We start from the raw sequence: 17,489 nt of genomic DNA, 5'->3' as shown, positions 1-17,489 counted from the left end.
GTCATGAACGTTTTAAAGTCCGAACTGACCAAGCTGCTCACGCTGCGTTCTACGTGGATCACCTTTGCCATCGCCATCCTGCTCATGCAGATCCCGGTGCTGGTGCAAGGCTTTGTGGGCACTGAAACCCAAGACATAAGCATTAGCGGTGCCCTAGTAGCCGACATGCTCTTCGCGCTGATCATGACCTACTTTGGTGCAGCCATTGGCCGCGACCTGAACTTCAAGCTCCATGCTCAAGCCATGCTCACTCAACCCAGCCGCGGCTCCTGGATCTTTGCCCGCATGTTCTGGATGAACCTCTTCGCCTTCCTCGGGCTTGTGGTAGTTGTTGCCCTCAGCGCGATCATCGCCACGATCATGCCTGATCTGCACTTCCAAACAGAAGGCTGGGAGAGTTTCGGCACCGCAGCACTGAAAACCCTGACCATGCTGAACCTGGGTATGGGCTTTGCCATGCTCACCCGCAGCACCGCAGCCGGTGTAAGCATCCCCCTTGCCCTGGCGCTGGTGGTGGATAACCTCCTGTACGTGGCGTCAATGAAGTTCGAGTTTGTGAAGTACCTGATGCTGATTAGCCCCACCATGCGCGCCGGGCAATTCGGTGTGGATAATGGCGAAGCTCGTGGCTTCGAGGTAGGCCAGTACCAACCCGATTGGTTCAATGCCATCGTGATGCTGGTGTGGCTGGCGCTGATGATCGCCCTGGCATTGTGGTCGAATAAGCGCGACGTGCGTTAAGCCAGTTCCTGCCCGCCGTGGGTATATAAGGCGATGCCGGTAGCAACGGAAACATTCAGACTTTCTACGCCCTCACGCATCGCAATGGCATAGCGGTGCTTGGCGTGTTCATGCAATTGCGTGGACACGCCTTTTCTTTCACTGCCCATCACAAGGGCAATGCGCCCTTCAAGCTGAGCAATCTGTGCCAGCGGCTCACTGGCATCGGCAGCCAGGCTCACCAGCGGAATCTCTAGGGCGTCAAGCGCACCCAGAACATCTTCCCTGGTGCTTAATACCACCGGAAGGGCAAAGACCAACCCGCGGCTGGCGCGCACGAGGCGTCGATCAAGCGCATCGTCTAAACCGGAATCCACTAACACCACAGCGGCTGCGCCTAAACCTGCGGCAGTTCGGATAATCGCGCCAATATTGCCCGGCAGGCGCACCCCATCGAGCACCACCACATCGCCTTTGTGCTCCAGCGCCTTATCAAGTGTGCTGGCCGGGGGAGTATCTGCAAGCGCGAAAAGCCTGGGGCGCTTATCGCTGCCGAAGAGCTTCTTTGCCACATGAACGGCAATGCCGGTGACCTCAATATGCTGCTGCTTGAGTAGCTGGGCTAGCGATTCTTCGGGCGTGCGATCGCCTACGCAGAACACGGTGTGGATGCTTAGACCGTGGAGCAGTGCTTGCTCGATATTTTCTTCGTCGTCAATGATGAAGCGTCCTGGAACCTCGCCGTCAATCACGGCGGAGATTTCGCGGGCTTGAGCATCGAGCAGTGATTCAATCATGGCGAAAATCCTACCGGAGCTTTCGCATGCGCGTGCGCTAGACAATGCGCAGGTATAGGGGGATAAGCGGGTGTGTGCCAGGTGTTCGAACTGGACTATTCACACGGGCTGAATGTGTATTTGAATTTGGTTGGCGCTATCCTTGGAGTGTTCGTCAGACAAGCAAGCAAGGAGCGCAGTACGTTGCAGCAGGAGTGCTCGAGAGCCTCAACTCGGCCTCGGTCCTATTTCGTTGCACTGCTTCCACTGCTGCTTACTGTGCTTGGTATTTGTGTAGCTAGCGCCTACTTTTTTGCAGAAAAACTCGATACCAACGCCGCAGAAAACGTCCGTACCGGCAGCGTTGGCACAGATGGCATCGAAGAAAAAGCCCAGAGCACCTCGGTGGCTAACCTGCAAGACCATAGCCACGAAGGCGGGGCTGCTTGGGGGCACCTGGTCAATTCCGTAACTCGCTGCCAGGGGGAATACGCCTACGCCGGCACCAACGGGCACGATTTCGTTTCTATCTGCGCCACCCCCGAGGGGCTGTTATATCAGGCCTATGTGGCCAACGGCATCCTGCGCAAGCCCGCCCATGAAATTGGCCCCGGTTCCTACCAGGTAGATGCCGGTGCACACCGTATTCATATTGAAGGCCCTCGTGTGCGCGTGGTTGAGCCTGATGGGGAAATTGCTCTGGTGGTAGATCTGCCCGATTGGCATGAGCGCCAAGCATCTCAGGAGAGCCAAGCAAGCTAGACAGGCTAGCTAGACAGGTGATGCTAGCCCGGCAGTGCTTGGCTCCTTCTGTGGCCACAGATTAAGGCTGAGGTGAAAAGGCTCGGGGCTTTTTTGAGGCCATCTTCTTTTTCGCGTTGACTCGTTTCGGCTGCTCCGGTATGTTGAATCTTTGGCTCTGTGGCTTTTGACCACAGAATCTCTACAAGTCATACGGTCGGCTGACGCCAAAGGCATTGGTGTCTATGCCTCGTTCGTTCTTCGTAGCTCCAGCACTATCGCCCCACCGGGTACCCAAGTAGCTGTCTGCGGAGGGCCGGCCCGTTTTAGAAGGATGGTTTATGCCTACTATTCAACAGCTGGTCCGCAAGGGTCGCCACGATAAGACCGCTAAGGTCAAGACCGCGGCTCTCAAGGGCTCGCCTCAGCGTCGTGGTGTGTGCACCCGTGTGTACACCACCACCCCGAAGAAGCCGAACTCCGCTCTGCGTAAGGTTGCGCGTGTTCGCCTGACCTCCGGCATCGAGGTTTCTGCTTATATCCCCGGTGAGGGTCACAACCTCCAGGAGCACTCCATGGTGCTCGTTCGTGGTGGTCGTGTGAAGGACCTCCCCGGTGTTCGTTACAAGATCATCCGCGGTGCACTCGACACGCAGGGTGTGAAGGATCGTAAGCAGGCCCGTTCCCGTTACGGCGCAAAGAAGGAGAAGTAAACAATGCGTAAGAATGCAGCTCCCAAGCGTCCTGTAATCAAGGACCCGGTCTACGGCTCTGAGGTTGTTACCCAGCTCGTGAACAAGGTGCTTCTCGACGGCAAGAAGTCCACCGCTCAGCGCATCGTTTATGGTGCACTGGACATCTGCAAGGAAAAGACCGGCACCGATCCGGTTCTGACCCTTGAAAAGGCTCTCGGCAACATCAAGCCCGACCTTGAGGTTCGTTCCCGCCGCGTCGGTGGCGCCACCTACCAGGTGCCCGTTGACGTTCGCCCCGCCCGTGCCAACACCTTGGCACTGCGTTGGTTGGTGAACTTCACCCGTCAGCGTCGCGAGAACACCATGGTTGAGCGTCTTGCCAACGAGATCCTCGATGCTGCCAACGGCCTCGGTGCTTCCGTGAAGCGCCGCGAGGATACCCACAAGATGGCAGAGGCAAACCGCGCCTTCGCCCACTACCGCTGGTAATTCGCGTCCCATGCGTTTTCGAGCCCAACCGATCGCGGCGAACACCCCAGTGGTGGCATTTTGCCGTGCATCGGCTGGGCTCCAGCGCTATTCAAGGCTGTAAATTTCGAGGTTCGTCGGGCAAAAGTCCAACAAACCTGGCAGCATTGAGAAGAAACACTATCCGTGTGAGCCGAAGAATCTTCGGCTTCCGCTACACAAGTTAGGGAATAACGTGGCACAAGAAGTGCTTAAGGATCTGAACAAGGTCCGCAACATCGGCATCATGGCTCACATCGATGCCGGTAAGACCACGACCACCGAGCGCATCCTCTTCTACACCGGTATCAACCGCAAGGTTGGCGAGACCCACGATGGTCAGTCCACCACTGACTGGATGGAGCAGGAAAAGGAACGCGGCATCACCATTACGTCTGCTGCCGTGACCTGTTTCTGGGAGGGCAACCAGATCAACATCATCGACACCCCCGGCCACGTGGACTTCACCGTTGAGGTGGAGCGCTCGCTGCGCGTGCTCGATGGTGCCGTTGCCGTGTTCGACGGCAAGGAAGGCGTTGAGCCTCAGTCCGAGCAGGTTTGGCGTCAGGCTGCAAAGTACGACGTTCCTCGTATCTGCTTCGTTAACAAGATGGACAAGCTGGGTGCAGACTTCTACTACACCGTGCAAACCATCATCGACCGCCTCGGCGCTAAGCCGTTGGTAATGCAGCTTCCTATCGGTGCTGAAGATGACTTCGACGGCGTTGTAGACCTGCTCGAGATGAAGGCCATCACCTGGCGCGGCAAGGTTGAGACTGGTGCTGAACCCACCATCGAAGAGATCCCTGCTGATCTGAAGGAAAAGGCTGAGCAGTACCGCGAGCAGCTCGTCGAGACCGTTGCTGAGTCCGATGAAGAGCTCATGGAGAAGTACTTCGGTGGCGAAGAACTCACCATCGAAGAGCTCAAAGCCGGCATCCGCAAGATGACCGTGAACTCCGAGGTGTACCCCGTGCTTTGCGGTACCGCTTACCGCAACAAGGGTGTGCAGCCGCTCCTCGACGCTGTGATCGACTACCTGCCCACCCCGCTGGACATCGGCGAGGTTCACGGCCACGCTGTTGGCGATGAGACCAAGGAACTCGTGCGTAAGCCTTCCGTTGAGGAGCCTTTCTCCGCACTGGCCTTCAAGATCGCCGCACACCCCTTCTTTGGCAAGCTCACCTTCGTGCGCGTGTACTCCGGTCTGGTTGAGCCCGGTGCTCAGGTGGCTAACTCCACCAAGGGTAAGAACGAGCGCATTGGCAAGCTCTTCCAGATGCACGCCAACAAGGAGAACCCGGTTTCCGAGGCTCGCGCAGGTAACATCTACGCGTTCATCGGCCTGAAGGACACCACCACTGGTGACACCCTCTGCGATAAGAACAACCAGATCATCCTCGAGTCCATGGACTTCCCGGATCCTGTGATCAAGGTTTCCATCGAGCCGAAGACCAAGTCTGACCAGGAGAAGCTCGGCGTTGCTATTCAGAAGCTCGCCGAAGAGGACCCGACCTTCACCGTTGAGCTGGATGAGGAATCCGGCCAGACCGTGATCGGCGGCATGGGCGAGCTGCACCTCGACGTGCTGGTCGACCGCATGAAGCGCGAGTTCAAGGTTGAAGCCAACGTTGGTAACCCGCAGGTTGCTTACCGCGAGACCATCCGCAAGCCTGTGGAGAAGCTCGAGTACACCCACAAGAAGCAGACCGGTGGTTCCGGCCAGTTTGCAAAGGTCATCATCTCCCTGGAGCCTTATGCTCCCGACGTGGAGACCTTGGAAGAGGGCGAGTCCGCCATCTACAAGTTCGAAAACGCCGTTACCGGTGGCCGCATCCCCAAGGAATACATTCCTTCCGTGGACGCTGGTATCCAGGACGCCATGCAGTACGGTTACCTCGCCGGCTACCCGCTGGTGAACATCAAGGCCACCGTGCTTGATGGTGCGTACCACGAAGTGGACTCCTCGGAAATGGCCTTCAAGCTTGCAGGTTCGCAGGCTCTGAAGGAAGCTGTGGCTAAGGCAAAGCCTGTGCTGCTCGAGCCCGTGATGGCCGTTGAGGTTATTACGCCCGAGGATTACATGGGTGACGTCATCGGCGATATCAACTCTCGCCGTGGTGAAATGTCTGCCATGGAAGACCGCGCTGGTGCCAAGGTTGTGAAGGCCAAGGTGCCGCTGTCCGAGATGTTCGGTTACGTTGGCGACCTGCGTTCCAAGACCCAGGGCCGCGCCAACTACACCATGATCTTCGACTCCTACGCTGAGGTGCCGAAGAACGTGGCAGACGAGATCGTTGCTGAGCGCAACGGCTCCTAATGCCCACCGGGGCGTGGGATAACAAGATTCCTGCGCCCCACCCCCAACTACTGTGTGCCAAGCTGGTGCGGTAGCGGCGGGTTGAAGACTTTCCCAGCAGGTGAAAGCCTTGAACTGGCCGTTACCTCATCGCAGATCCCTGGAAATGTATCTCGGGTTTGAAAAATAGCCCGGTGCAACCTAGGATCATGTAACTGGCACATTTGTAATCACTGTACTGCCAGGCTGCCGAATTAGTGGCCAGAACGTACAGGAACTGTCAATCCGTGGCTGCGGAATCGTAGCCACCACGAAGTCCAGGAGGACACATAGTGGCAAAGGCTAAGTTCGAGCGTACTAAGCCGCACGTTAACATCGGTACTATCGGTCACGTCGACCACGGCAAGACCACCACTACCGCTGCTATTACCAAGGTTCTGGCTGACACCTACCCGGACCTGAACCAGGCTTTCGCTTTCGACGCCATCGATAAGGCGCCGGAAGAAAAAGAGCGTGGCATCACCATCAACATCTCCCACGTGGAGTACCAGACCGAGAAGCGCCACTACGCACACGTGGACGCCCCCGGCCACGCTGACTACATCAAGAACATGATTACCGGTGCCGCTCAGATGGACGGCGCAATCCTCGTGGTTGCTGCTACCGACGGCCCCATGCCTCAGACCCGCGAGCACGTGCTGCTCGCTCGCCAGGTGGGCGTGCCTTACATCCTCGTTGCTCTGAACAAGTGCGACATGGTTGACGATGAGGAAATCATCGAGCTCGTCGAGATGGAAATCCGCGAGCTGCTCGCTGAGCAGGACTACGATGAGGACGCTCCGATCGTTCACATCTCCGCTCTGAAGGCTCTTGAGGGCGACGAGAAGTGGACCCAGTCCATCGTCGAGCTCATGCAGGCTTGCGACGACTCCATCCCGGATCCCGAGCGCGAGACCGACAAGCCCTTCCTCATGCCTATCGAGGACATCTTCACCATTACCGGCCGCGGCACCGTGGTTACCGGTCGTGTTGAGCGTGGCTCCTTGAACGTGAACGAAGAAGTCGAGATCATCGGTATCCGCGAGAAGTCCACCAAGACCACCGTTACCGGTATCGAGATGTTCCGTAAGCTCCTCGACTACACCGAGGCTGGCGACAACTGTGGTCTGCTGCTTCGTGGCCTCAAGCGCGAAGATGTTGAGCGTGGCCAGGTTGTAATCAAGCCGGGCGCTTACACCCCTCACACCGAGTTCGAGGGCTCCGTCTACGTTCTGTCCAAGGACGAGGGCGGCCGCCACACCCCGTTCTTCGACAACTACCGTCCTCAGTTCTACTTCCGCACCACCGACGTTACCGGTGTTGTGAAGCTTCCTGAGGGCACCGAGATGGTTATGCCTGGCGACAACGTCGACATGTCCGTCACCCTGATCCAGCCTGTTGCTATGGACGAGGGCCTGCGCTTCGCTATCCGCGAAGGCTCCCGTACCGTTGGCGCCGGCCGCGTTACCAAGATCATCAAGTAACGCACGCTACGCAACGTAGTAGAAGCACCCAAGCATCAGGCTTGGGTGCTTCTCTTATGCACTCGATAAGATCACATAGCGTGAGCAAGCATCAGCAACGCATTATCGAAGCCCTCGCGGCTATATGGCGCGCCCAACCAGACCTAGGCATTAGCGATGTGCTCACACAAATCGCCAACCGGCATGGAGGCCCTGGGGCAAGCGATGAAGAATTCCTGCAAGCCTGTCACAGCATCCAGGCTGAAGTGCTCGGGGCACTGCCAGAACCCCTCCATCCCGATCAAACGCTGCTGGTACACACCGACAAGTTTTATGTAGCCATACGCGGCCAACACGCACTACTCATGCGCAAAGGGGCACAACCTGTGCACTGGCGCTATGAGCACGTCGCAAGCGCCCAAGTGGGCGGCCCGCTGTTGCTGGCGGATGCAGAATTTCATGTGCACAACTACGGCACGATCCAAAACATCAGGGTTGGTACAGCAGAAGAACAAGCAGCGGTATGTGAAGATGTGATTGCCATTGGCCGCGGGCAACACGTCCAACTATGGCGCCAGCAAAGACGAGCGGTGGGCGTCGAAAAGCTGCGCACCACGCTCGATGCTACGCCAGGGCAGTCGCTCATCTTGGGCGGGGTGGACTATGGGGAAGTGGTGCAGACCTTCGATCTGGGGTAGGAAATCGGGTGAAAGCACCTGGGGCACTAAGCTAAACCAGCATGGAAGAGTTCAAAAGGCTCGTCGTTGAACAGATGACAATCGAGCTCAAGCGCATCCCCGTGGTGGTGCTTGCCGGTCTCGTTGTCTACATCACGTTTCTTGGATTAGTGCACCTCTTTGGCCCTCGCGTGCTGGCCCGCATGACTGCCTTTGACGCCGTGGTGATTGTCATGTTCGGTGCCGTGGCCGGGCGTGTGATCGTGGGGCACCCGCCCACCCTTGCCGCGGGCATCGTGGGTTTGATTACGCTGATGGGCCTTGAAGCAGCCTTTGGCACCATACGCTCGGTATCGGGTATTCGCCAGGCGCTTGATGGGCGAGCCAGAATCGTGGTGGCGCACGGCAAAGTGGTGGAAAAGCAACTGCGAAAAAGCCACATGAACCGCAATGACATCCGCTTTGCTGTGCGCAAAGCCGGCATCCCCACCATGTCGCAGGTGCAATGCATGATCCTTGAGCCCACCGGCGAGCTCACCGTGATTCGAACGGGCACACCGATTGACCCGGAGCTGCTCAAGGGCGTAGCTGGAGTCGAGGCCCTCTACCCCTAGACGCTTCTTGGCCTTTGTGCGCTGATAAGGCGCCTGCGCATAGCAAAACACCACCGCCAACATGAAGAGGCGGTGGTGTTTTTTGTGTGTGTTTAGTCTTCGACCGACTGCACGTGCAGGCGGTATTCGGTGCGCACATCAAAGTTAGGAAGTGCGACGCGAATATCTTCTTCGGCCTGTTGGTGAGCTGCCTCGATCACATCGGTACTGGCTTGCGGGTCCACCGTGGTGGTGATCCGAATGATGCGTTCGCGCTTGTTATCAATGGCAGTGCCTTTGGATTGCACCACACCGGGGGTCTGTTCGAGCACCTCGGCGGTCATATCCGCGATCTGATCCAAGGCCACAGCCGAGCGGGTTTTACCCTTGCGCTCGACGTTGACACGGCCCACGCGGTTGAGGCGCAGGTTGGCAATCAGAATCCACAAACCAAGCACGGCAAACAGCACCGTGAGCCCGAAGAGCAGGTAGTTGTACCAGGGCTGCTCGTAGAGCTGGTTCCAGCTATCAAAGCTTGCTGCCTCGCTGACTTGCTCTGCTTCGCGCACATCGTAGTGCGAGGCGATGGCCCACACCGAGATGGCGATGAGGACTGCAGCCAAGAGGAAGGTGAAGATGCGCCCGAAGGCTACGGTTGAACGTTTCATTCTTCTTCCTTTCCGAGCACCACGCGAACCTTTGGCTTGGATGCCAGCTTGTCGACGTGCGCACGAACTTCATCTTCCACGCGCGCAGCCAAGCTCGGGTCATCATTGCCGATCACATTGACGGTGATCTTGGTGGCCTTATGGTTCACGGTGGTTTGGGCATCATAAACGCCGGTGACGCGCTCAGCCACGGCAGTGCTACGACGAGCAATGTCGATGGGGCGCAGGTACAGGCGAGTGTTGGCGCCCGCATCGGAGGCGATGTACTTCGGCGGTGCTGGCTTGAGCGAAAGGATCAGCAGCACCACGCCGAGCACACCAATGGCGATGCCGACGGGGAAGAACCAGTCTTGCTGTCCAAGGTTGGCAATCCAATCCAGCAGCGGACGAATCCACGCCTGGTCGCCATTGCCTTCCTGGCGCACCCACCAAAGCTCGCGCCCGCAGATCACTGCAAGAGCGATCAGCAGCAGCGAGAACAGGATCATCAGCACGCGAACAGCGGGGCTGCCCTTGAGGTATTTCGGTCCTTGATCCTGAACCTGGTGCTCAGTGCGGGGTGCCACTTCGGTGTTGGCCTTGGCCTCGTTATCGCTGACCACCGGCAAGGTTTCAGTGTTTGCTTCGAGGTGTTGATCAGCCACGGCGTGCTCCTTCCGATGTGCGATCAGCAAAACCGCGTTTGAGATCCACGGGGATCACGCGAATGGGGGCAAGCTCGAAGGCTGCTGGCGCCTCAGCCTTTTTCAGCGGCTGCTCCTTGGGCCTGGAGATCTTCACTTCCGGCACGCCAGGTGCTACCACCGGGTTGAGGTCGTGTTGCTTGACGCGATAATCCTCGACCTTCGGCTCCGGCAGACCATCGAGTACCGAGTTGATCTTCGGCTCAATGACCCGGGCGGTATTGCGTTGATTGATCTTCGGCTCGATCACGCGCGAGGTGTTCACGGCATCTACGCGAGGTTCAATCACCTTGGAGGTGTTGCGAGCATCCACGCGCGGGCGGATCGGCTCGGCAATGCCACGGCGCACCTTTGGCTGCACAGGCTCGGTGATGCCGCGGCGCACCCTGGGTTCTTGCACATCTTGGATGCGGTGATGCACTCGGGGCTCTTTGGCCTCGGCTACCACGTGGTGTACGCGCGGCTCGATGGCTTCACGTTCGATGGCCTTGGGGTGGAACAGCGATGGGGGAGTGGGCGCCTGCAAGGTGCTCAGGCGCTGGCCACGCACGAGCTCGCTTACGACGACGTTGACGCGCAATGCCTCCACGCCGGCATAGGTTTCCAGCCACTCGCGGATAGCCTCGCGCACCACACCGGTGAGGTCGGTGACGGGGCTTGGCCACGTAGCGGCGATGAATGCCTCTACGTTTGCCGTCTTACGTTCTGCATCTAGACGCACATCAACCCGAGGCAGGTCGCGGCCAGCAACCTTGCTTACCGCCGAGGTGCCGCGTACCGAGAGCACCGCCGCTTTGGCGATGGTGGTGAGCGCACGCTCGTCAATGGTTAGGGTCGAAGACGGCATTAACCGCGCCCTCCGTTACGGAAGCCTTCGAGGCCCTTATTCAGATCGATGCGGCCTTCGAGCTGTGCGCCGGCCAGGCCGCCGATGGCAGCGAGCACGACGATGAGTAGCAAGCCGCTCAGGCCCCATTGCAACAGGGCTACGGCAATCACTACGCCCAGAAGAGCGCCGAGAAAGGTTTTATTGGACATCATGATGGTCCTTCAGGTGTTTTCGTTGAATAAGAAAGTCTAAGTGGGCCTAGTCGAGGCACCGTGTTGCTGCGCAAAAGCGCGGGGCTTGGCTGAACATGTGAGACAGCAAACCCCGCGCCGAAGCAGTCGAATTACTCTTGTTCTTCTGCTTGTTGTTCAGTGGCGATATCGGCGATTACTACCGATACCGGCATGTCTAACCCATCTGATTTGAGGGTCTGCGCAGCGGTGGCGCGAACTTCCTCGGCAAGGTCGTAGAGATTTTCGGCGCCGAATTCGGCAACGATATCTACTTCAAAAGATTCCTCGTTCACGCTTTGAAAACGTAAACCCTGGACGCGCTGCTTTGGGTAGAGCAGTGCAACCTCGCCGAAGCGCCCCGAGTGCATGGAATGCACGCCGGGGATGGCCACCACGGCCTCGACAAGCGCTTGTGCTTTATCGAGTGAAAGAGTCGGCATTGTTATTACTGAACGCGGCTCGGGAGCTGCTTCTGCTCTTCTTCGTTGTTCTCGTCCTCGTTTTCATCTTCGAACTCGAAGTGAACGTCGTGAACGGTCACGTTAACCTCGGTAACCTCAAGGCCGGTCATGCGCTCGATGGCAGAGGAGATGTTCTCGCGGATTGCGTCGGCAAGCTGGTGGATAGCAACGCCATACTCGGCAACGATGGAAACGTCGACGGCAGCCTGACGCTCGCCAACCTCAACGTCTACGCCCTGCTGCAGGTTGGTGTTGGTGCCGGGGATGGAATCGCGAAGGGCACCCAGTGCGCGAGCAGCGCCGCCGCCGAGGGCGTGAACGCCAGAAACTTCGCGGGCAGCAACGCCGGCGATCTTGCCAACTACCTGATCATCAATGATGGTGCGGCCGTGGCCGTTGTCTTCTGCGACGTTGTTGTCCTGGGCTTCCTTGTTCTCAGCCATGTTTTCTCCTTCTATATAGGCACACATCCGCAGGAGAGCGGATGTGTAAGCGAATTGCTTGCCACCATCATAGGGACTTTCATGCAAGACTTCGCATCTAGAACGGGATTGTTGCCGATTTGATACACAACCGCGCCCGAACCGTGTCGAATAATGCACAAAACGTTATGGAATTACGGGGCATCCTCGCGTATTGCAGAGCCAACACGGGGATCTGCGTGTTTTAGTTACACCTATATATAAGGCTGCAAAGAAGTCAGGGCGCTTGAGGCGCTGCAAGTGCCGGGATGGATCGGATCGGGGTGGGGTGAAGAGCCAAGAAAAAGATTTTGCCAGTTCGCACTTGCATATCCCGTGGTGGCGTGTTTTAATACTGGGGTTGCTTTGACAACGGCTACCTTTGCGTAGTTGATGGCAAGGCAAACATGACACCTTCGCTGTGAAGCTCATGTAGATGAGTGAATCAGGTAAGGATCCTTGAGGAATGAAGTGCAAAGCACGTTTTTCTTGAGGGCCGGAACCTCGAAGGGGCATGGCAAATAAACAGCGGCAGTTGGCTAGGGCTCTTGAGCGTTTTTAACGTTGAGACCCTTCCTCACTTGGAGTGCATCTTCGAAGTGTGTGGCAGTTGATTTGCAACGCCCCGAAGCGAAGTTGCCGGCAAGTCTTAAACGACAGTCAAGTAAGAACTGGCGTTGCGCCCAGGCCCCAAAGGTCCGGACAACGTTATAGAGATGAATGAAGCGATTCCCACCAATCCATTCAGTGATGTGGGACAAGCGAGGAAGAGGTAACCGTGGCGGGACAAAAGATCCGCATTCGGCTCAAGGCCTACGACCACGAGGCGATCGATGCGTCTGCACGCAAGATCGTCGAGACCGTCACCCGCACGGGTGCACGTGTTGTTGGCCCGGTGCCGTTGCCCACCGAAAAGAACGTGTACGCCGTTATTCGTTCTCCCCACAAGTACAAGGATTCTCGCGAACACTTCGAGATGCGCACTCACAAGCGCCTGATCGATATCCTCGACCCGACGCCGAAGACGGTTGACGCTCTCATGCGCATCGACCTTCCGGCCAGCGTCGACGTGAACATTCAGTGATCGACGAAATTTTTGGCAGCGGAGAATAACTAATGAGTGAAACAGAGATCAAGGGCATCTTGGGCACCAAGCTCGGCATGACCCAGATCTTCGACGAGGAGAACCGAGTCATTCCGGTCACCGTCGTTGAAGCTGGTCCGTGCGTGGTCACCCAGATTCGCACCACCGAAACCGATGGCTACAACGCCATCCAAATCGCCTACGGCGACATCGACCCCCGCAAGGTAAAGAAGCCTCAGGCGGGTCACTTTAAGAAAGCTGGCGTTACCCCCCGCCGCCACGTAGCAGAAATCCGTATGGATGATGTTTCTGCCTACGAGGTTGGTCAGGACGTCACCGTTGAAATCTTCGAAGGCGTGACCTTCGTAGACGTCACCGGTACCTCCAAGGGTAAGGGCTACGCCGGTGGCATGAAGCGCCACGGCTTTGCCGGACAAGGCGCAGCCCACGGTAACCAGGCCGCTCACCGTCGTGTGGGTTCCATTGGCCAGGCTGCCACCCCGGGCCGCGTGTTCAAGGGCAAGCGCATGGCAGGCCGCATGGGTAATGACCGCGTCACCACCCAGAACCTCAAGGTTCAAAAGATTGACGCCGATGCCAACCTCATCCTGATCAAGGGTGCGATCCCGGGCAACCGTGGCGGCATCGTAACCGTTAAGACCGCAGTGAAGGGCGGTGCACACGCATGACCAATCTGAAGTTGGACGTCCACACCGCTGAGGGTGCTACCGACGGCTCCGTAGAGCTGCCTGCAGCAATCTTCGACCGCGAGGTGTCCGTTGCACTCCTGCACCAGGTAGTCAACGCACAGCTTGCAGCACGTCGTCAGGGCACTCACTCCACCAAGACCCGCGCAGAGGTGCGCGGTGGTGGTCGCAAGCCGTTCCGCCAGAAGGGCACCGGTCGCGCTCGTCAGGGCTCGATCCGTGCACCTCACTTCACCGGCGGCGGCATCTCGCACGGCCCCAAGCCGCGCGACTATGCTCAGCGCACCCCCAAGAAGATGATCAAGGCTGCTCTGTTCGGCGCACTGTCCGATCGTGCTCGTAACGAGCGCATCCACGTGCTCACCGAATTGGTGCCTGGTCAGACTCCTTCCACCAAGTCCGCACGCGCATTCTTCGAGCGCCTCACCGATCGCCGCAGCATCCTGTTCGTGGTCGGCCGCGCAGACGAGAATGCTCAGAAGAGCGCCCGCAACCTGCCTGGTGTGAACGTTTTGTTCGAAGACCAGCTCAACACCTACGACGTTCTGAATGCAGACGACGTTGTGTTCTCGGTTGAGGCTCTCAACACCTTCATCAACCGCGTCCAGGGCGCGGAGAAGGAGGAGAACTAATGGCTAAGATCGCAGACCCCCGCGACATCATCCTCGCACCGGTCGTCTCTGAGAAGTCTTATGGCCTGATGGAGCAGGGAACCTACACGTTCTTTGTTGCTCCCACCGCCCACAAGACGCAGATCAAGGATGCCGTGGAGCGCATTTTCGGCGTGAAGGTCGCCTCCGTGAACACCGTGAACCGTGAGGGCAAGCGCAAGCGCACCCGCACCGGCTACGGCCGACGCAAGGCAACCAAGCGCGCATACGTGACGCTTCGTGAAGGCAGCGACGCAATCGACATCTTCGGCGGCTCCGCCGCTTAAGGGTCGAGGTAAGGACAAACTATGGCTATTCGTAAATACAAGCCGACAACCCCGGGTCGCCGCCAGAGCTCCGTTTCCCAATTCGACGAGATCACTCGCTCGAATCCGGAAAAGTCTCTGCTTCGCCCCCTGCCCAAGAAGGGCGGCCGTAACGTACACGGCCACATCACCGTTCGTCACAAGGGTGGTGGCCACAAGCGTCGCTACCGCGTGATCGACTTCCGCCGCACCGACAAAGATGGCATTCCGGCCAAGGTTGCTCACATCGAGTACGACCCGAACCGTACCGCCAACATTGCGCTGCTGCACTACGCCGATGGCGAGAAGCGCTACATCATCGCCCCGAAGAACCTCAAGCAGGGTCAAATCATCGAGGCTGGCGCTAACGCAGACATCAAGGTTGGCAACAACCTGCCGCTGCGCAACATCCCCGCCGGTACCGTGGTGCACTGCGTGGAGCTCAAGCCAGGCGCTGGCGCTAAGCTCGCCCGCTCCGCTGGTGCTTCCATCCAGTTGCTGGGTAAGGCAGGCAAGTACGCAGTGCTGCGTATGCCTTCCTCCGAAATCCGCCGCGTGGACATCCGTTGCCGCGCCACCGTGGGTGAGGTTGGCAACGCCGACCAGATCAACATCCGCTGGGGCAAGGCCGGCCGTATGCGCTGGAAGGGCGTTCGCCCGACCGTGCGTGGTGTTGTGATGAACCCTGTTGACCACCCGCACGGCGGTGGTGAGGGTAAGACCTCCGGCGGTCGCCACCCTGTGTCCCCTTGGGGCAAGAAGGAAGGTCGCACCCGCAACCCCAACCGTTACAGCAACAAGATGATCGTGCAGCGTCGCCGCACGAACAAGTCCAAGAAGCGCTAAGAGGAGGAAACTTAGATGCCACGCAGCCTAAAGAAAGGCCCGTTCGTCGATGAGCACCTCCTCGCAAAGGTAGATGCTCAGAACGAGAAGGGCACCAAGCAGGTCATCAAGACCTGGTCCCGCCGTTCCACCATTCTCCCCGACTTCATCGGCCACACCTTCGCCGTTCACGACGGCCGCAAGCACGTGCCGGTGTTCGTGGACGACTCCATGGTCGGCCACAAGCTCGGTGAGTTCGCACCCACCAAGACCTTCAAGGGTCACGTCAAGGACGACAAGAAGGGACGTCGATAAGCGATGAGTGAAGCTATCACCTCCGCACGCGCAACCGCGCGCTTCGTCCGTGTTTCTCCAATGAAGGCACGTCGCGTGATCGACCTGGTTCGCGGCAAGTCCGTTGAAGAAGCACTGGCTATCTTGAAGTACGCCCCTCAGGCTGCTTCGGAGCCCGTTGCCAAGGTCGTCGCATCCGCTGCGGCTAACGCCGAGAACAACTTCGGCCTGGATCGCAAGAGCCTGGTCATCTCCGAGGCTTTCGCCGACGAGGGTCCGACGATGCGTCGATTCCAGCCGCGCGCACAGGGTCGTGCATTCCAGATCCGTAAGCGCACCAGCCACATCACCGTGGTTGTTAGCCAGAAGGAAGGGGCCAAGTAGTGGGCCAGAAAATCCATCCTCACGGCCTACGTTTGGGCATCACTTCCGATTGGAAGTCCCACTGGTACGCCGACAAGAACTACGCAGACTACGTCGCTGAGGACATCAAGATCCGCGAGTACCTGCAAAAGACCTTGGACCGCGCCGGTATCGCCGACATCGTGATCGAGCGCACCCGCGACCGCGTCCGCGTCGACATCCACACCGCCCGCCCGGGCATCGTGATTGGTCGTCGTGGCTCCGAGGCAGACCGTCTGCGCCGCGAGCTGGAAAAGCTCACCGGCAAGCAGGTTGCTCTGAACATCCTCGAGGTCAAGAACATTGACGCCAACGCTCAGCTCGTGGCTCAGTCCATCGCCGAGCAGTTGACCAACCGTGTGGCATTCCGCCGCGCAATGCGCAAGGCCATCCAGTCCGCGATGCGCCAGCCTCAGGTCAAGGGCATCAAGGTTATGTGCTCCGGTCGTCTCGGCGGTGCCGAGATGTCCCGCACCGAGCGCTACCACGAGGGTCGCGTTCCGCTGCACACGCTGCGTGCGGAAATCGACTACGGCACCTACGAAGCACACACCACCTTCGGCCGCATTGGCGTCAAGGTGTGGATCTACAAGGGTGACGTCGTGGGCGGCAAGCGCGAGTCCGAACTGAACGCACCCGCAGAACGCCGTGGCCGCGGCGACCGCAACGCACGTCCGCGTCGTGGTGGCCAGCGCCGCCAGCGTGCTGAGAAGAAGCAGGAGGGCTAAGAATGCTTATCCCCAAGCGCGTGAAGTACCGCCGTCAGCACCGCCCGACCCGTCGTGGCGTGTCCAAGGGTGGTAACCGCCTTAACTTCGGTGATTATGGCATCCAGGCCCTCGAGCCCGCCTACATCACCAACCGTCAGATCGAGTCCGCTCGTATTGCCATCAACCGCCACGTCAAGCGTGGTGGCAAGGTGTGGATCAACATCTTCCCGGATCGTCCTTTGACCCAGAAGCCGCTCGGCGTGCGTATGGGTTCCGGTAAGGGCCCCGTGGAGAAGTGGGTTGCGAACGTCAAGCCCGGTCGCATCCTCTTCGAGATGAGCTACCCCAACGAGGCTATGGCACTCGAGGCTCTGCGCCGCGCAGGCCAGAAGCTCCCTTGCAAAGTTCGTATCGTTAAGAAGGAGGACCAGTTCTAATGGCTAACGGTACCCCCGCACACGAGCTTCGCGAGCTAAACGCCGAGGAGCTGACCACCAAGCTGACCGAGGCTAAGGAAGAGCTGTTCAACCTGCGCTTCCAGCACGCCACCGGCCAGTTGAACAACAACCGTCGCCTGCGCACCGTCAAGCGCGACATCGCCCGCATCTACACGGTGCTCCGTGAGCGCGAGCTCGGCCTGTCCGAGGTTCCGGGAGCTGAGGCTTAA

General features: G+C 58.6%; 25 protein-coding genes. 18 read left to right on the top strand and 7 right to left on the bottom strand.

All coding sequences use genetic code 11. The annotated features are described in order from the left end of the window. Nucleotides 1-3 precede the first annotated feature (3 nt). Entirely contained in the window at nt 4-741 is a 738-nt protein-coding gene (locus CPPEL_RS09645; RefSeq protein WP_123960931.1) for an ABC-2 transporter permease, read from the top strand. On the opposite strand, the gene CPPEL_RS09640 is transcribed toward CPPEL_RS09645, so the two are convergent. Continuing rightward, nucleotides 738-1,517, bottom strand: a complete 780-nt coding sequence (locus CPPEL_RS09640) for a TrmH family RNA methyltransferase (protein WP_123960930.1) — start codon at nt 1,515-1,517, stop codon at nt 738-740. The genes CPPEL_RS09645 and CPPEL_RS09640 overlap by 4 nt on opposite strands. Before the next feature lie 258 nt (nt 1,518-1,775). Here CPPEL_RS09640 and CPPEL_RS09635 point away from each other — a divergent pair, with 258 nt between their 5' ends. The 7 genes from CPPEL_RS09635 to CPPEL_RS09605 all read left to right on the top strand — a co-directional run bounded on the left by CPPEL_RS09635 (nt 1,776) and on the right by CPPEL_RS09605 (nt 8,531). Then, nucleotides 1,776-2,258, top strand: a complete 483-nt coding sequence (locus tag CPPEL_RS09635) for a hypothetical protein (RefSeq protein WP_123960929.1) — start codon at nt 1,776-1,778, stop codon at nt 2,256-2,258. 320 nt (nt 2,259-2,578) lie between these two features. Continuing rightward, a complete protein-coding gene (gene rpsL / locus CPPEL_RS09630; protein ID WP_025251882.1) occupies nt 2,579-2,950 on the top strand; it encodes a 30S ribosomal protein S12 in 372 nt (123 codons plus the stop codon). Between the two features lie 3 nt (nt 2,951-2,953). After that, nucleotides 2,954-3,421, top strand: a complete 468-nt coding sequence (gene rpsG / locus CPPEL_RS09625) for a 30S ribosomal protein S7 (RefSeq protein ID WP_123935314.1) — start codon at nt 2,954-2,956, stop codon at nt 3,419-3,421. 214 nt (nt 3,422-3,635) lie between these two features. Continuing rightward, on the top strand, nt 3,636-5,759 hold the full coding sequence (gene fusA, locus CPPEL_RS09620) for an elongation factor G (protein ID WP_123960928.1): 2,124 nt from the start codon (nt 3,636-3,638) through the stop codon (nt 5,757-5,759). A 311-nt stretch (nt 5,760-6,070) separates the two neighbouring features. Next, nucleotides 6,071-7,261 (top strand): elongation factor Tu, encoded by a 1,191-nt coding sequence (tuf, locus tag CPPEL_RS09615; protein ID WP_123960927.1) that lies wholly within the window; start codon nt 6,071-6,073, stop codon nt 7,259-7,261. 80 nt (nt 7,262-7,341) lie between these two features. Further along, a complete protein-coding gene (locus CPPEL_RS09610; RefSeq protein WP_123960926.1) occupies nt 7,342-7,938 on the top strand; it encodes a hypothetical protein in 597 nt (198 codons plus the stop codon). 41 nt (nt 7,939-7,979) lie between these two features. Continuing rightward, entirely contained in the window at nt 7,980-8,531 is a 552-nt protein-coding gene (locus tag CPPEL_RS09605) for a DUF421 domain-containing protein (protein WP_123960925.1), read from the top strand. A 92-nt stretch (nt 8,532-8,623) separates the two neighbouring features. Here CPPEL_RS09605 and CPPEL_RS09600 read toward each other — a convergent pair whose 3' ends face one another. From CPPEL_RS09600 to CPPEL_RS09575, 6 genes are all read right to left on the bottom strand, one after another. Next, complete coding sequence (locus CPPEL_RS09600) at nt 8,624-9,178, bottom strand: Asp23/Gls24 family envelope stress response protein (RefSeq protein WP_123960924.1); 555 nt, start codon at nt 9,176-9,178, stop codon at nt 8,624-8,626. Then, entirely contained in the window at nt 9,175-9,822 is a 648-nt protein-coding gene (locus tag CPPEL_RS09595; protein WP_123960923.1) for a DUF6286 domain-containing protein, read from the bottom strand. Before CPPEL_RS09595 ends, CPPEL_RS09600 begins: the two co-directional genes overlap by 4 nt. Continuing rightward, nucleotides 9,815-10,708: an Asp23/Gls24 family envelope stress response protein gene (locus CPPEL_RS09590; protein WP_123960922.1), complete on the bottom strand. Its 894-nt coding sequence runs from the start codon at nt 10,706-10,708 to the stop codon at nt 9,815-9,817. Before CPPEL_RS09590 ends, CPPEL_RS09595 begins: the two co-directional genes overlap by 8 nt. Next, nucleotides 10,708-10,902 carry a hypothetical protein gene (locus CPPEL_RS09585; protein ID WP_245990431.1) on the bottom strand — a complete coding sequence of 65 codons (195 nt, stop codon included), beginning with the start codon at nt 10,900-10,902 and terminating at the stop codon, nt 10,708-10,710. The genes CPPEL_RS09590 and CPPEL_RS09585 overlap by 1 nt, the downstream gene beginning before the upstream one ends. A gap of 131 nt (nt 10,903-11,033) precedes the next feature. Continuing rightward, complete coding sequence (locus CPPEL_RS09580; protein ID WP_123960921.1) at nt 11,034-11,363, bottom strand: Asp23/Gls24 family envelope stress response protein; 330 nt, start codon at nt 11,361-11,363, stop codon at nt 11,034-11,036. 5 nt (nt 11,364-11,368) lie between these two features. Further along, a complete protein-coding gene (locus tag CPPEL_RS09575) occupies nt 11,369-11,827 on the bottom strand; it encodes an Asp23/Gls24 family envelope stress response protein (RefSeq protein WP_123960920.1) in 459 nt (152 codons plus the stop codon). 796 nt (nt 11,828-12,623) lie between these two features. On the opposite strand from CPPEL_RS09575, the gene rpsJ reads away from it, so the two are divergent. The 10 genes from rpsJ to rpmC are packed head-to-tail and all read left to right on the top strand — an operon-like array spanning nt 12,624 to nt 17,489. After that, nucleotides 12,624-12,929, top strand: a complete 306-nt coding sequence (gene rpsJ, locus CPPEL_RS09570) for a 30S ribosomal protein S10 (protein WP_003854291.1) — start codon at nt 12,624-12,626, stop codon at nt 12,927-12,929. Between the two features lie 32 nt (nt 12,930-12,961). Beyond that, the gene (rplC, locus tag CPPEL_RS09565) at nt 12,962-13,618 is read left to right on the top strand and encodes a 50S ribosomal protein L3 (RefSeq protein WP_123960919.1); all 657 of its coding nucleotides are present in this window, start codon (nt 12,962-12,964) and stop codon (nt 13,616-13,618) included. Further along, nucleotides 13,615-14,268 (top strand): 50S ribosomal protein L4, encoded by a 654-nt coding sequence (rplD, locus tag CPPEL_RS09560; RefSeq protein WP_123960918.1) that lies wholly within the window; start codon nt 13,615-13,617, stop codon nt 14,266-14,268. Before rplC ends, rplD begins: the two co-directional genes overlap by 4 nt. Further along, the gene (rplW, locus tag CPPEL_RS09555; protein WP_123935288.1) at nt 14,268-14,573 is read left to right on the top strand and encodes a 50S ribosomal protein L23; all 306 of its coding nucleotides are present in this window, start codon (nt 14,268-14,270) and stop codon (nt 14,571-14,573) included. Before rplD ends, rplW begins: the two co-directional genes overlap by 1 nt. Nucleotides 14,574-14,594: 21 nt before the next feature. Beyond that, the gene (rplB, locus tag CPPEL_RS09550) at nt 14,595-15,437 is read left to right on the top strand and encodes a 50S ribosomal protein L2 (protein ID WP_123960917.1); all 843 of its coding nucleotides are present in this window, start codon (nt 14,595-14,597) and stop codon (nt 15,435-15,437) included. Between the two features lie 15 nt (nt 15,438-15,452). Further along, nucleotides 15,453-15,731 carry a 30S ribosomal protein S19 gene (rpsS, locus tag CPPEL_RS09545; RefSeq protein ID WP_005509882.1) on the top strand — a complete coding sequence of 93 codons (279 nt, stop codon included), beginning with the start codon at nt 15,453-15,455 and terminating at the stop codon, nt 15,729-15,731. A gap of 3 nt (nt 15,732-15,734) precedes the next feature. Next, on the top strand, nt 15,735-16,094 hold the full coding sequence (gene rplV, locus CPPEL_RS09540) for a 50S ribosomal protein L22 (protein ID WP_123960916.1): 360 nt from the start codon (nt 15,735-15,737) through the stop codon (nt 16,092-16,094). Continuing rightward, entirely contained in the window at nt 16,094-16,840 is a 747-nt protein-coding gene (gene rpsC, locus CPPEL_RS09535) for a 30S ribosomal protein S3 (protein ID WP_123960915.1), read from the top strand. The genes rplV and rpsC overlap by 1 nt, the downstream gene beginning before the upstream one ends. Nucleotides 16,841-16,842: 2 nt before the next feature. Then, nucleotides 16,843-17,259 (top strand): 50S ribosomal protein L16, encoded by a 417-nt coding sequence (rplP, locus tag CPPEL_RS09530; RefSeq protein WP_123935280.1) that lies wholly within the window; start codon nt 16,843-16,845, stop codon nt 17,257-17,259. Further along, on the top strand, nt 17,259-17,489 hold the full coding sequence (gene rpmC / locus CPPEL_RS09525; RefSeq protein WP_123960914.1) for a 50S ribosomal protein L29: 231 nt from the start codon (nt 17,259-17,261) through the stop codon (nt 17,487-17,489). Before rplP ends, rpmC begins: the two co-directional genes overlap by 1 nt.

The organism is Corynebacterium pseudopelargi (genome assembly GCF_003814005.1).
Taxonomy (GTDB): Bacteria; Actinomycetota; Actinomycetes; order Mycobacteriales; family Mycobacteriaceae; genus Corynebacterium; species Corynebacterium pseudopelargi.
Note: the sequence above shows the minus strand (reverse complement) of the source record. Positions and strands in the feature narration are given on the sequence as shown.